General features: G+C 45.0%; 14 protein-coding genes. 9 read left to right on the top strand and 5 right to left on the bottom strand.

Going from position 1 to position 14,242, the window contains the following annotated elements; genetic code table 11:
- Window positions 1–90 precede the first annotated feature (90 nt).
- Entirely contained in the window at window positions 91–1,200 is a 1,110-nt protein-coding gene (locus BJP34_RS17170; protein ID WP_070393398.1) for an anthranilate phosphoribosyltransferase family protein, read from the bottom strand.
- Between the two features lie 30 nt (window positions 1,201–1,230).
- Window positions 1,231–2,226 carry a LysR family transcriptional regulator gene (locus BJP34_RS17165; protein ID WP_070393397.1) on the bottom strand — a complete coding sequence of 332 codons (996 nt, stop codon included), beginning with the start codon at window positions 2,224–2,226 and terminating at the stop codon, window positions 1,231–1,233.
- Window positions 2,227–2,708: 482 nt separating this feature from the next.
- Between BJP34_RS17165 and psbA the strand changes: the two genes are divergently transcribed.
- A complete protein-coding gene (psbA, locus tag BJP34_RS17160; protein WP_070393396.1) occupies window positions 2,709–3,788 on the top strand; it encodes a photosystem II q(b) protein in 1,080 nt (359 codons plus the stop codon).
- A 154-nt stretch (window positions 3,789–3,942) separates the two neighbouring features.
- On the opposite strand, the gene BJP34_RS17155 is transcribed toward psbA, so the two are convergent.
- Both BJP34_RS17155 and BJP34_RS43535 read right to left on the bottom strand, forming a co-directional pair.
- A complete protein-coding gene (locus tag BJP34_RS17155; protein ID WP_168166514.1) occupies window positions 3,943–5,847 on the bottom strand; it encodes an iron uptake porin in 1,905 nt (634 codons plus the stop codon).
- Between the two features lie 499 nt (window positions 5,848–6,346).
- Window positions 6,347–6,484: a hypothetical protein gene (locus BJP34_RS43535; RefSeq protein ID WP_158517267.1), complete on the bottom strand. Its 138-nt coding sequence runs from the start codon at window positions 6,482–6,484 to the stop codon at window positions 6,347–6,349.
- A gap of 60 nt (window positions 6,485–6,544) precedes the next feature.
- Between BJP34_RS43535 and BJP34_RS47565 the strand changes: the two genes are divergently transcribed.
- The 8 genes from BJP34_RS47565 (at window position 6,545) to BJP34_RS17120 (ending at window position 13,342) form a co-directional block, all read left to right on the top strand.
- Window positions 6,545–6,745, top strand: a complete 201-nt coding sequence (locus tag BJP34_RS47565; RefSeq protein ID WP_229424416.1) for a hypothetical protein — start codon at window positions 6,545–6,547, stop codon at window positions 6,743–6,745.
- A gap of 15 nt (window positions 6,746–6,760) precedes the next feature.
- On the top strand, window positions 6,761–6,901 hold the full coding sequence (locus tag BJP34_RS47560) for an Rpn family recombination-promoting nuclease/putative transposase (RefSeq protein ID WP_229424415.1): 141 nt from the start codon (window positions 6,761–6,763) through the stop codon (window positions 6,899–6,901).
- Between the two features lie 45 nt (window positions 6,902–6,946).
- On the top strand, window positions 6,947–7,282 hold the full coding sequence (locus tag BJP34_RS17145; protein ID WP_070393395.1) for a XisI protein: 336 nt from the start codon (window positions 6,947–6,949) through the stop codon (window positions 7,280–7,282).
- A gap of 356 nt (window positions 7,283–7,638) precedes the next feature.
- The gene (locus tag BJP34_RS17140; protein WP_070393394.1) at window positions 7,639–8,931 is read left to right on the top strand and encodes an AAA-like domain-containing protein; all 1,293 of its coding nucleotides are present in this window, start codon (window positions 7,639–7,641) and stop codon (window positions 8,929–8,931) included.
- Window positions 8,928–11,687: an AAA-like domain-containing protein gene (locus BJP34_RS46475; RefSeq protein WP_070393393.1), complete on the top strand. Its 2,760-nt coding sequence runs from the start codon at window positions 8,928–8,930 to the stop codon at window positions 11,685–11,687. The genes BJP34_RS17140 and BJP34_RS46475 overlap by 4 nt, the downstream gene beginning before the upstream one ends.
- 19 nt (window positions 11,688–11,706) lie before the next feature.
- Window positions 11,707–12,423, top strand: a complete 717-nt coding sequence (locus BJP34_RS17130) for a CHAT domain-containing protein (protein ID WP_070393392.1) — start codon at window positions 11,707–11,709, stop codon at window positions 12,421–12,423.
- A gap of 297 nt (window positions 12,424–12,720) precedes the next feature.
- Complete coding sequence (locus tag BJP34_RS17125; protein WP_070393391.1) at window positions 12,721–12,966, top strand: AbrB/MazE/SpoVT family DNA-binding domain-containing protein; 246 nt, start codon at window positions 12,721–12,723, stop codon at window positions 12,964–12,966.
- On the top strand, window positions 12,953–13,342 hold the full coding sequence (locus BJP34_RS17120) for a PIN domain-containing protein (RefSeq protein ID WP_070393390.1): 390 nt from the start codon (window positions 12,953–12,955) through the stop codon (window positions 13,340–13,342). The genes BJP34_RS17125 and BJP34_RS17120 overlap by 14 nt, the downstream gene beginning before the upstream one ends.
- Window positions 13,343–13,526: 184 nt before the next feature.
- Here the strand turns inward: BJP34_RS17120 and BJP34_RS17115 are convergent, their stop codons facing one another.
- The gene (locus BJP34_RS17115; RefSeq protein ID WP_158517266.1) at window positions 13,527–14,135 is read right to left on the bottom strand and encodes a PAS domain-containing protein; all 609 of its coding nucleotides are present in this window, start codon (window positions 14,133–14,135) and stop codon (window positions 13,527–13,529) included.
- Window positions 14,136–14,242: the final 107 nt, after the last annotated feature.

Below are 14,242 nucleotides of genomic sequence, written 5' to 3'. Positions count from 1 at the left end.
GCGTGGCACAGGCTTCTAGCCTGTGACTCATTAGCTGATAGCTGATACGCGACACGCGCTATAGCTGATAGCTGAATACTTACCTTCTGTTTATTGAAGCTTGTGTAAGTAATCAACAATTTCGTTAAATTTTTGCTCCACATTACCACTGGTGAATAAATCTTCAGCCTTGGCCAGACCTGCTGTTAAATCTTGGCAAATACCACAACGCCACAGATAAAACCCACCATTCCAGATAGCGGCTGGCATCAATGGGTTGGATTTACCCTTTAGGATTTCCTGGTACTGTGCCAGCAGTGTAGTGGTTGACTCAAACGGTAACTCCTTGCCAGCCAAACCGTATTCACTCGGATGGAGTAGCAAACGCTCAAACCCTTGACTGGCTGATGGTTGACTAATGGCTATGATGGCAGTGCGATCGCGTGGTAGGTCACAGCTACCCTCTAAGCCTTTGACAAAGGTAAAATTCTTGACAAGACGCAGCTGACATGTCTGTCTAAACAGATTTTCTGTAGGTGGATGAACATACCCGGCAACATGATGAGTTTCTCCTTGATCACCAGACCTATAGGCAGACCATAGAATTTCCATGGTTGCTATGGGTGGACGTTTCCCGATTTGGTCGCGGTAGGAAACTAACTGATGAGCTTGGGGAAAATGCTGGGGTAAATAGATAAATCCTAAGCCAGTTCTCTCCAATATTTGTTGCACCTGGGGCAGAGAAAGTTGGGAGAAATCCATGCCCAATCCCTGCCAAATCTGAATTAAGGGGACTCCATACTTAGTGGGCATACAATCTCCCCCATGCATGACCACAGGTACCCCAGCAGTAGCTAAGACTAAGGCGGTCAGGGGTGTGACTGGTGCAGTACGGCTTCGTCCATCATAGGGTGTTCCTAACACTGTAATCCCCAGGGATGAAGCAGACGAAAGTGACCGAGAAGCATCTTGTCGATGGTTGATGTCCCAGGGTTCTAACCTTGGTCCAAGTTGGTCATAAGCATCCAACATGCCTGCCAGTTCTTCACTGGTCGGTCGTTTGATGCGGTGGGCAATCATAAATGCTCCAATTTGCGCTGGTGTAGCCTCTTGTGTCAACATGAGGCGGATTGCAGTGGTGGCTTCCTCACGAGTTAACGCTTTCCCAGTGTGTACACCACTGCCCACTTTCTTTAATAATTCCCTGAAGGCATTACTCATTAGTGATTAGTCCAAAGCTGGAAACAGTGATCAAGCTTGAGCAAGGGCTGGCAGCTGGACGTTCCAAGCCTGAACTGTTGGCATGTCCAGCTGACGCACCAGTTTACAAAAATGCTGAATTGGTGGAATCTCTAAGCGATCGCGAGTCGTGACCAAGACCACCTGACGAGTCCACTTGGAATCCAAGGCAGAGACGCTACCTACTAGTTTGTTGGAGCTAGCCACGGATTCTGGTAGTTTTTCGAGGGATCGTACAGCCAGAGTAGAGTCTTGCTGTACATTGATCACGGCTGATTTGGGCAATAGGGCAATCAATTCTCCTTGGCGCACTACTCCTTGGAATGCTTCTAGGGTATTTAACTCCATAACTGCCCGCAAATTAGCCCCTAGCCGGGCAAACTGCTGCTGTACTAAACGTTGCATCCCGTAGCCACTTTTAAAGACTACTTGTGGGTATTTAATCAGTTCTGACCAGGGCACTGGTTGATAGTTGACTAAGGGATGGTCTGATGCCATCAGGACTTGGATCGGCTCTTCATAGAGTACCTCAACTACCATCTCTGAACTAGTGGTCAAAAAGCGATTGTTCATGACAATGGCCACATCCACTAGACCATCTCGCAGTACCTTCAAAGAGCGATCGCTTCCGAGGGCAGTCACTCGTAATTGCACTTGAGGATAGGCCCGACAAAATTGCTTTAATATCGGTGGCAAATAGTGAGCGCAGACTGATTGGATTGCTGCTACACACAATTCTGGCTGCTTGCCTGCGATCAAATCTGCTAATTCTTGGGTAGCAGTTTGCCACTCTTGACAGATTTTACGAGCACGGGGTAACAGCTGTTCCCCTGCAAGAGTCAACTTGGCGTGAGCAGTGCGATGAAACAGTGGCATACCCAAATGGCTTTCGAGAGACTGAATTTGTCTACTGATAGTCGATTGTGTTACGCCGCATTTTTGTGCCGCTTGTCCAAAATTACCTGTCTGGGTGACTGCCAGAAATGCCTGCAACTGCTCAATCCGCATGATTTGTCTAAGGTGTATGAGGTTTCATCATAATTCATTGAACATAGTAGATTTTTGGAGGAACTTCGGTAGAATTTGATACATTGACGCTGGCCAATTTAACTAAAGCCATAACTCCACCAATGTAATCTAGTCAACCAATTTCAATCGGGACAGTCACAGTCAAGGGAAAACAGAGCACTTCGGATTTCTGAAAAAGCCAAGATATTAAGAAAGTATAAATCAATAGATAAATGTAGCGTTTCCTGGTGTTGCTGAGGTAAATCTAAATTTTTAAACCTAATCATTACCACTATTATAACATAATGTCAATACTTATCTAATATAAGTTTTACTTATTTACATTATTTAATATAGCTAAGGGCAATTACTCGAAAAACCCTTTACAAAACTAAATATATTGCTTAATATAAATACATGAAGGCGCAAACAAGCCGGACGAACCTCGATAACTTCATATTCATACCCGCAATCATAAGAACATGACTACTGTATTACAACAGAGCAATACCTCTGTGTGGTCTCAGTTCTGCAATTGGGTCACCTCCACCAACAACCGCCTCTATGTAGGCTGGTTCGGTGTCTTAATGATCCCAACTTTGCTTGCTGCTACCACCTGCTTCATCATTGCTTTCATCGCTGCTCCTCCTGTGGACATCGATGGTATCCGCGAGCCCGTTGCTGGCTCCCTAATGTACGGAAACAACATCATCTCTGGTGCTGTTGTTCCTTCTTCTAACGCCATTGGCCTACACTTCTACCCAATCTGGGAAGCTGCTTCCCTAGATGAGTGGCTCTACAACGGTGGTCCTTACCAGCTAGTAGTGTTCCACTTCCTGATTGGTGTATTTGCCTACATGGGTCGTGAGTGGGAACTAAGCTACCGCTTAGGTATGCGTCCTTGGATCTGCGTAGCTTACAGCGCACCCGTTGCAGCTGCTAGCGCCGTATTCCTGATCTACCCAATCGGACAAGGTTCTTTCTCCGATGGTATGCCCCTAGGTATCAGCGGAACCTTCAACTTCATGTTCGTGTTCCAAGCTGAGCACAACATCCTAATGCACCCGTTCCACATGCTAGGTGTAGCTGGTGTATTCGGTGGTTCCTTGTTCTCTGCGATGCACGGTTCTTTGGTGACCTCCTCCTTAGTGCGTGAGACCACCGAAACTGAGTCTCAGAACTATGGTTACAAGTTCGGTCAAGAAGAAGAGACTTACAACATCGTTGCAGCTCACGGCTACTTCGGTCGTCTAATCTTCCAATACGCTTCCTTCAACAACAGCCGTTCCTTGCACTTCTTCTTGGGTGCATGGCCTGTAATCGGTATCTGGTTTACTGCACTGGGCATCAGCACCATGGCATTTAACCTCAACGGTTTCAACTTCAACCAGAGCATCATTGACTCACAAGGTCACGTGATCAACACCTGGGCTGATGTACTAAACCGGGCTAACCTAGGTTTCGAGGTAATGCACGAGCGTAACGCTCACAACTTCCCTCTAGACCTAGCTGCGGCTGAAGCTACTCCTGTAGCTTTGACTGCTCCAGCAATCAACGGTTAATCTCAACTTGGATTAATCAGCTAAGTTAAAAAAAAGCGCTCTCTTTTTGGGGAGCGCTTTTTTTTATTGACAAATTGCTCAAAATATTTATAGCTCAGCTTTCATCCCGACGCTCACCAACCATAGGTAGAGCGCCGGACATCCAGCCTAAAAATTAAAAGGTGAAGGTGGTTCTGAGGGTACCGATGACTACATCATCATTGTCAGAACTTTGGTTAGGATTCAAAAGCCAAACTACACCAGGAGTGACCGAGATGTTGTTGTTGAGTTTGTACTTATAGAACGCTGAAACCTGGTAGGCAAAATCATTGTCAAAGTTACTGTTGCCATCATCTAAATCCAGTCCTCTGAGGGTTGGTGCCGCACCACCAAAAATTCCGGCGAGATTACCTTTTTTGCCCAAATCGGGGAAAGCGATACCAGCAGCAAAGTTCCAAATTTCAGCATCACCCAAGCCAATCAACTCAGCATCGGTGTAGCCTGCCCAGCCATTGAGTACGATGTTGGGGGTAAGTCTCAAAGAGGTTTGAACACCGAAAGAGTTACTTTCGACTTTTGCGCTATCAAAGTCAACCGTGCCTAAACTGGTAGCATTCCCCAAGGCTGCTGGATTGAGATTAGCCAGGGCCGTGCCAGTACCCCCTAGGATTAAACGGGGTCGTCCATCAGCATTATCTTCGTAACCCCGAATGTAGGTGAATCCAACTTTGAAATCACTACCATAAACCAACTGAGCGATCGCAGAAAAGTTGCCATTGAATAGACCCTGGCCTTCTTGAGGATTGCTAGCGGTGTTGGAGATGTAACCTAAATCAATCCGAACATCCTTGATGGGCTTGATGGCAAGAGCAGCACCAGCACCAAACGGCCCAATCCGATAGATGGGATTACGTTCAGCAAAACGGGTAATAGCATTGGAACCACCAGCACGACCTTCAAAGAAAGGGTTAACGGTATCTGCGTAATAGTGATGGAGTGCTCGGTTAGCCAACAGTTGAACCGTTACCTTATCCCCGAGCGGGAACTTATAGCGCAAGATATCAATAATAACGTCATTACCAGTTGGTCCATCGTAGGTAAAGCGACCTTCTTGAGTTCCGGCCAGCTCACCACCAGCCCCTGTGAACAACCTTGGTACATCCCCAGCTTGGAGACGGGTTAGGAGCGCATCCTTACCGGTAAAGCTGGTTACGAAGTTGAGACGAGTCCGGTTGTGAAAAACGGTTTGAACATCATCAGCATCCCCTCCAAAAGCATCAGCTAGAGCAAAGATTACCTCACCCTTGAGTTTAGTGGTAGTGGAAAACTGATGGTCTTCTAAGAACGCTACTCGTCCTTCTAGGTTATCTACTCGTGCCCCTAGGGTAGCCAGTTCTGTTTCAAACTCCTGTATTAACCGTTGTAGACTTTCTAAGTCCTCACGGGTGATAAAATCTCCAGTAACGCCCCCCAGTAAACGCTCAATCTGGTTCAAACAGGAATTCAAACCAGCAGCAAATTCGTAGCGAGTCAAGGCTCGGTTACCTCGGAAGGTAGCATTGGGATAACCAGCAATACAGCCGTAGCGTTCTACTAAAGAGCGTAATGCTTCATAAGCCCAATCTCCAGGAGAAACGTCTCTGAGTTGAGACACATTAGTGACTTGTTCCATAGAGTCATCCTCTACAGTGTTTCCATTTAGTTGAGAAACACCAGTCACCGGTCCCATCAAGTCATCTTGTGCAGTTTCCTCGTCACCGTATGAGGTCACTGAATCACTAGCAGAATTACTGATAGTAGAATTACTGAGCTCCACCGTATCCCCAGTAGAGGCATCAGCGACTAATGGCAGATCAGAGGGAAGAACAGACTGAGTTATGGAGGTGAGGTCAGGGGCTGCTTCTACTGTCAGTGTTTCTACTGTAGTGTTAGGGTTGACAGCCGATTCTTGAGAGATTGTCTCTTCTGGCAAAGCTTCCTCAGTTGCTGCTACTGCTGAGGATGAAATCAATAGGGTTGCCCCAACAAACAAGGTGGGCGATTTTAGCACAGAGAGCCACAAATTTTTTGATCTGTTCACAGGGTTTCCTCACACTCAATCAGGGTTTTGATAGGTGCGCTTTCCGCATCTAATTATTAAATTCGCCACGGGTCGCACCTCTGGATCAAGTCAACACGACTACGGTCTCTTTTTAGGTATGTCACTAATTTATGACAAATTGATGACAATATGGCACACAGAGATAACAGATCAGGAAATACCAGCTTCAGAATTCTGGTAGTTCTTCTGCTCATCTTCCGATACCGTCATGGTCGTTTGTCCTGACTTAGTCTCATTTGAGCCCTTTTTGATCAGTTTTTGATCAAGGGATAGTTTAAGAGACGATTAACTTTACCGATTTAAGAATTACCTTGGATGGAGGTTTTGTTTGTATTTTTTAATACAAAAAATTTTGGCTTGATGGGATTAGAGCATAGTATCGATGCAATTATGTAAATAATTTCCCATATTAAATCAGTATTAACCGCTTTAATCCAAATTTTTGATATATTATCACTATTTATTTTAATTAATACTATTATAAGTAACAATAAACAATTATTAAATTCGGGAATCGGGAATCGGGAATCGGGAATCGGGAATCGGGAATCGGGAAAGAATAGGCAACAGGCAACAGGAAACAGGCAATAAGCAAGATTAAAGAAGCAATAGGCAAGAGTAAAGATTGAAATCAAAACATTTGTGTATCGTTAAGTAATTTATATGATAAAATACAGTGGTAGAATCCTTTGCTGGTCGAGTTTTATATAACGCTACGAAAGCTTACTCCCTACAGTTAGGTAAAGGGGAAGGCTACCGTTATCTCAAACCGGTGATTGCTCTGACGATTACCGATTTTATTATGTTTGCTGAGCATAATATGGTAACCTCTCATTTCCAGTTACGACAAAAAATAACCAACATCAGCTACGTATAAAATCCCTTAGAATTAGTGTTTGTAGAACTACCCAAGTTTGAGAAACAGTTGGAGGAGTTAGAGCAACTGGATGAGTTGTGGATGTATTTTTTAAAAAATGCGCCTTCCTTAGATACGGTGCCACTGAAAATGGCGAATAAGCGTAAAAGAGTATAAGGTAAAACTACTTGTTTTTGACCCAAATGAGGAGGTAGTTGTACAGTGGAACGATTGAACCAGTATCGGGAATGGATTCAGCAGGTATTAGCTCGACATAACCAGTTTGTACCTTCTTATGGTGAGATTGAACAATTTACAGTGTTTGACCACGACGATGATCATTATTTACTAGTAACAGTTGGCTGGTCAGGTGACCGCCGAGTTTGTGGTTCGTTGATCCATATTGATATCAAGGGAGAAAAAATCTGGATTCAACATGATGGTACTGAGGTGGGTGTCGCCGATGAGCTAGTAGAATTGGGAGTACCTAAGTCAGAAATTGTCATCGGTTATCATGACCCCAACGCACGTAAGTTGACCGAATTTGCCGTAGGATAAAAAAAGTCAAAAGGCAAAAGGCAATAGGCAATAGGCAATAGGCAAAAGGCAATAGGCAATAGGCAATAGGTGTGCCATTCCAGTAGTGGCGTGGCACAGCTAATTTGGTGCTTTAGTAAAATCCCTTATCCCTTGTAAATTAAGGTTTTTAACAAAAATCTATTGCACTATTTTAGCTGTGCCAGTCCAGTAGGGTGCGTTAGGGGGGGGTTCTCATTTTCCGCTTCGTAGTCAGGATTTGGACAGCCCGCCCCGTAACGCACCACCGGGTCTGAGTTATGCCTGAGTTGTACCTGAGTTGGGCTAACTCCCTAGGCAAGAGCGTTATAGTTTGAGTAGCTCATCTCACCGAGACCATGCCACGCTCACTCAGAGTTCGCCCAGAGTATATTGACCAGGTAAAATTAGCGGTTCAACGCAACGGTTTCCCTCGCCAGAAAGATTTAGCTGACGAGTTATTACTATCTCTATCAACTGTCAGTAATTATCTGAATGGGAAAGCTGTATATAACCTGCATTTTCAAGAAATTAGTGAAAAATTGGGGCAAGACTGGAACGCCATCCCATTCTTTGACGAAAATACTGGCAATGATACGTCAGACCATGGGACAGTAAACTCAGAAGTAGTGATCACACACTGCCCTGAAGAAAACTCTTCATTGATTTATGTCCAACGTCCTCCCATTGAACACTCCTGTTATCAAGCCCTTTTAGGTCCCGGTGCCTTAGTCAGGATTAAAGCCCCGAGGCTGATGGGGAAGACATTGCTGATGGTGAGAATGTTGGATCAGCTTGCCCAGAAGGGCTACCGAAAGGCCTATGTAAATTTCCACTTAGCCCATAGCAATGACTTAACCGATGTCGATCGATTGTTCAAGTGGTTTTGTATCAGTGTTGGTCAAAGTTTGAAGATACCGAATCGGTTGAGAGATTATTGGGATGAAGACTTTTCCACCGCTAAAGTGGATTGTACCGAATACTTTGAGAACTATCTTCTGCCTGAAGCTGGCGCTCCCGTGGTTTTATGCCTAGATGAAGTAGACCGAGTGTTTCCCTACCCTGAGGTAGCTTCAGAATTTTTGGGATTGCTGAGGGCGTGGCACGAACGGGGGAAAGTGGAACAGGTCTGGAAACGGTTGCGGTTGGTGGTTGTCCATTCCACAGATGTTTATATCCCCCTCAATATTAATGAATCCCCGTTTAATGTGGGAGTGCCGATTGAGTTACCAGAATTTACCCCCGAACAAGTCCAGGAATTAGCCCGACAACATGGACAGGATTGGAGTGAATCCCTTGTGGAGCAACTGATGGGGATGGTGGGAGGTCATCCTGATCTGGTACAGCAAGCCTTATCTCACTGCCAAATCCACGGTAATCACTCCCTGGCGCAACTGTTGCAAGCCGCTCCTACAGATGCTGGCATCTACGCTAACCACCTCCGACATCTGTGGCGGATGCTGCAACCACACCCAGACTTGGCCAAAGCACTGTTACAGGTGATTGATGCTAACGCTCCTGTGCATCTGGACTTGATAGCAGCCTATAAGTTTTACAGCATGGGGCTAGTGAAAAAGCAGGGCAATCAGGTCAGGCTCAGTTGTAATTTATATCGACAGTATTTTAGAGACCACCTAGGGGAACTGTCATGAGTACAGGAGCCTATCAGGTTGGGGGATGCCTACCACCGGATGCTACTACTTATGTGGTGCGTACGGCTGACGGGGAACTTTATCAGCAGTTGCTGGCTGGAGAGTTTTGCTATGTCTTGAATTCCCGCCAAATGGGGAAGTCTTCCCTGAGAGTGCGAACCATGAAACGGCTGCAAAACCAGGGGGTGGCTTGTGCATCCATTGATATTACGGAATTAGGAACCCAACAGGTTACCCCAGAGAAATGGTATGGCGGCTTAACCAAAACTCTGATTAACCGATTCGGTCTACAAGAAAAATTATCATTTCGGAGCTGGCTCAATGACCACAAAGATATTCCCCCAGTACAGCTTTTTCGGGAGTTTATCGAAGAAGTCTTACTGATCCAAATTGCCGAACCGATTGTTATTTTTATTGATGAAATTGATAGCGTTCTGCAACTGGCGTTTAAAGATGACTTTTTTGCCCTAATTCGAGCCTGTTATAACAAACGGGCGGAAAATTATGCCTATAATCGCATCAGTTTTGTGCTGTTGGGGGTGGCGACACCGGGGGATTTAATAGCAGATAAAGACCGCACCCCGTTTAATATTGGACGAGCTGTTGAGTTACATGGCTTTCAACTCCATGAAGTTGAGCCGTTAGTCAGGGGATTGGAGGGACATGTCAGTAATCCCCAGGCCGTGATCGAGGAGATAGTCAAGTGGACAGGAGGACAACCGTTTCTTACTCAAAAGCTCTGTCAGTTGGTGGTGAGTTCTGGGTGTTGGGATCCCCCCCAAATCTTAACAAGTTTGGATCCCCCCCAACCCCCCTTAACAAGTTTGGATCCCCCCCAACCCCCCTTGACAAGGGGGGAGATGGAGAAGGAGTGGATTGAGAAGCCCTTGACAAGTTTCGATCCCCCCCAACCCCCCTTAACAAGGGGGGAGAAAGAGAAGCCATGGATTGAGAAGGTGAGTTCTGGGTGTTGGGATCCCCCCCAACCCCCCTTAACAAGGGGGGAGAAGGAGTGGATTGAGAAGCCCTTAACAAGTTTCGATCCCCCCCAACCCCCCTTAACAAGGGGGGAGAAGGAGTGGATTGAGAAGTCCTTAACAAGGGGGGAGAGGGAGAAGCCATGGATTGAGAGGTTAGTGCGATCGCATTTTATTGACAACTGGGAAGCTACCGATGAACCAGAGCACTTGAAGACCATACGCGATGCTCTTTCAGAGCCGCTACGCGAACGCATTCTTTGTAATGAGCAACGGGCTGCCTATTTGTTGGAATTGTATCAGCAGGTGTGGCAACAGGGGGAAGTTGTTGCTAATAACAGTTTTGAAGAGGGCAAGTTACAGTTATCTGGGTTAGTGGTCAAGCACAGACTTGGAACCTCTCCAGTGCTTAAAGTCTATAACCCGATCTACCGTGAAGTCTTTAATCAGGACTGGATTAACCAAGAATTAGCCCAGTTACGTCCCTATTCGGAAGCCTTTAGGGCTTGGGTGGCCTCGGATTGTCAGGATCAGTCACTGTTGTTGCGGGGTCAAACTCTAAAGAATGCTCAAGCCTGGGCAAAGGGTAAAAATTTAAGTTATCAGGATCAACAGTTTCTGGCAGCAAGTGAGAAAAAGCAGATAGAGGAGCAAATCGCTCAAAAGGAACGAGATGCGGAATTAGAGAGAGAGAGGAAGGATAGGGAAGCAGCCCAGAAGAGAAATCTGGTACTAACTGAAGCGAATCGGAAAGCCAAACGACAGATGCTTTTCGGGTTGGGTGTCTTAATTTTAGCGTTATTGGGAGCTGGAATTTCTGTAAAAATAGCAGCAATTAGAGTGATAAACGCGAATCGCCAGGTTGATTCTGCCAAAATAGAACGTGACCAGGCAAAGGAAGAAGTTAAATATGTCTCGCAGCTATCTGAACTAGCTGTAAGACTTGACAGTGCAAATAAGCGCTCTGAGGCAGCAAGAGCCAGGAAACAAGCAGCTCTATCCTTTGAGATTCAAGACTATGAACTCAAACAAGCCATGCTCCTGAGCAATATTTCAATTGCTTATCAGCAACTTGAGCAGTTCGATCAGGCAAATAAGGCAGTTTCAGAAAGTTTGGATATATTAGCAAATTCAGATAAGATAAACTCTCTAGAACACTCAGCTCTTCTTGCCCAATCTTTAAATATCCAAGCTCGTTTACTCGCAGCTCAAGGAGATACTCAAAGAGCATCGTCTGGTTACGCCAAAGCTTTTGATACTATCCAATTATTAGGGAGTGATTTAACTAGGATAAATCCAGCTATACTGGTTTATTTTAGAGAGATTGTAGAGAGTGTTTATAAAGAGTTTATCGGGTTGCTTTTGGACTGTAAAGAAACTGGCTCTAAGCAGCACAATCTGATAAAAGTGCGTCAGATTATTGAATCTCTCCATTTGACTGAACTCAATAACTTCCGTGAGATAGTTCCCTTGAATCCTAATCTCATCGAAATTGACCAGATTGATTCCCAAGCAGCAGTAATCTATCCTATTATTTTAGACGACCGGTTAGAAGTAATTCTTCACTTGCCCGGTCAACCATTGCACCGCTACTCAACAGCTTTATCTGCAGAAGAAGTTGAGGAAACCCTTAGCAGGTTTAACCAGTTAGTGTATCAGCCGCATAGACGTGTATGGCGTATATTATCTCCAAAAGTTTACGAATTGCTGATTAAACCAGCAGAAACTAAGTTAGCTAAAAGCAGCATCAAGACTCTCTCTCGTATTTGTGCCCAATAGTGGGCTAAGAAATATTCCTATGGCAGCTCTCTACGACGGTGAGCAGTATTTAGTAGAAAAATATACCATTGCTGTCACTCCCGCTTTACAGATACTAGAGCCCCAGCCTCGGAAACAAAGACCTTTAAGAGCTTTGATTGCTGGACTTTCTGAGATGAATCGAGTTTCTAAAGCACACCAAAACTATTCAAATTTACCCTTTGTTGAGGTGGAGGTAAAAAAAATTAGCTCAATGATACCGAGTTCAGTCCTACTCGATGAGAGCTTCACTAGTACAGCCCTGGAAAACGCACTTAACTCCTCTTACTTCCCTATACTTCACTTGGCAACCAATGGAGAGTTTTCTTCACAAGATACATTTATATTGGCTTGGGACAAAAAAATTACAGCCAAGGAATTTGATGAGTTACTGGGTTCAAGAGAACAGGAAAAATTCGACCCGATTGAATTACTTGTTCTCAGTAGTTGTGAAGGTGCTCAAGGGAATAATCAAACACCTTTTGGATTAGCGGGATTAGCCCTAAGGTCTAGAGTACGCAGTATCATCGGCCCTCTGGTGTTTGTTGACGACCAAGCCACTGCTGTGGTTATGGTTCAGTTTTACCAAGAATTCACTCAACGGAACGTTACCAAAGCTGAAGCCCTGCGCCGTGCTCAGTTAAGTGTTTTGAAAGACCCTAACTACGATCATCCCTATTACTGGGCACCCTTTGTTATAATCGGTGACTGGCGGTAAGGGGCTATGACAACGATCTTGGTGTGGGGATTTTTTGATTAGACCTATCCAAAAACATAAAATCTATAGGAATTGATCAGCTTTCCACTGCTCCAAGGAATGCTATTAAAAAATTTCCCTTTCTGGTCAAACCATTTTGATATTCATCAATGCCATATTTATCGCTTCATCTATCCTCTACTTTAACAACATATACCGAGTATATAAAATATCATAATATTAAACTAGATGCCTTTTTAAAATAGTTAATTGGTTTGTTAAACTATCAGTAAAAGCTCAATCACAAGCATCCTAGCCATGTTCAGCACCACAGTCACCGATACCGGGCAAATCACTCTCCCCGAAGAAATTCGGGAGCATCTTAACCTTGTCAGCGGTAGTAGGGTTGAGTTCGTTATTGACGAAGAGGGTCAAGTAAAAATGTTTCCTCTCAATGTTCCAGTGGAAACCTTATCAGGGATCCTGCATCGACAAGGTAAACCACCAGCCAGCCTCGAAGACATGGAAAGCGCCATCTCTGAGGGAGCCAATGATTGGGATTGACACCAATATTCTTGTTCGGTATCTCACCCGCGACGATGAGCATCAATGGCAACAAGCCTCTGATCTGATTCAAAATAACCAACCCTGCTTTGTTGCCAACATCGTTTTGTGCGAACTGGTTTGGGTGCTCAGAGGTGCAAACTACCGTTTTCGTAAAGACGAAATCATCAACACCCTAGAAGCCATGCTACATAGTGCCGCCTTCAAATTTGAAAATCGCTCAACCGTCTATCAAGCTCTACAGCGATACAAAAAAGGTAAAGCAGACTTTTCTGACTATTTGATTGGGGCAACATCTCGTCAAGCTGGTTGTATAGAAACAGCAAGCTTTGATGGCAAGCTGAAGGGTGAAAGGGGGTTCCGTTGGTTGAAGTAGCAAAAGCCAGCTAACCCTACGTTGGTGCCGAGGTTAATTGATTATGGAAAAAGATGGGGATAGGAAGAATCAGCCATCTGTTCTACTTAATTGATGATCTTATTCAGGGGTTTGCTCAATTCCAGAGAAACGGTAATGCTAAAACCGGATTGTAGAGCCCTGATCTCTTTGACTTCAAGTTTTTTTAGCAGTTGTAGAACCCAGTGACATGGAGTATCAGCCACTGGATACTAACCACATTGCCTTGAGAGTCACAACAGACAGACACAGACATATCAACCGCTACAGGTTTACCTTGCCGTGGACACAACACCACTTGCCAGTCCTTGAGCTTTTGCAATTCCTGGAGCTCGTGGAGTTGGTGCTGGAAGCGATTAGACTCAGCGTCACTGATAAAGCTCATCAGCGGTTTACCCACCAGATAATACTGCTGTACGTTGAGTAGACTAGCAGCTGCATAGTTTGCTTCTTGGATAATTCCTTGACCATTGGTTACCAGGTAACCCTCGGGAGCCAATTCAAACAAATTATGGTAATGTTGTTGCCGTGATTCTAAGACAGCATAAGCCGCTTGCAAAGCCTCATACTTCTCGCTGAGTTCCTCAAAACCCGTAGAGAGTTCCTCTAGAGCAGCATAGAGCAGATCCGGCGGTGCATAGGATTGCTTAGTATCTAGTGATTCAAGTTTGAGGCACTTTTGAGCTGGAATCTCGTGCTTGGTAAAGTCAAAGCCTGGATTTGTGTCCAGTGAACTCAGAAGTGCTTTGAATACGGGATCGTCGTTTATATTCACTCGTATTTCTCCATCCACAGAGCAAGTCTAGGAACAATTGAGGCTGGATTACTCAACGGCCTTCTGCCAAATCGTCCCCTAGGGTTCGCGAGTGTACTTGATGCTAG

Source organism: Moorena producens PAL-8-15-08-1 (assembly GCF_001767235.1).
Taxonomy (GTDB): domain Bacteria; phylum Cyanobacteriota; class Cyanobacteriia; order Cyanobacteriales; family Coleofasciculaceae; genus Moorena; species Moorena producens_A.
The sequence above is the reverse complement of the archived record's forward strand: the minus strand, read 5'-3'. Positions and strand labels throughout refer to the sequence as shown.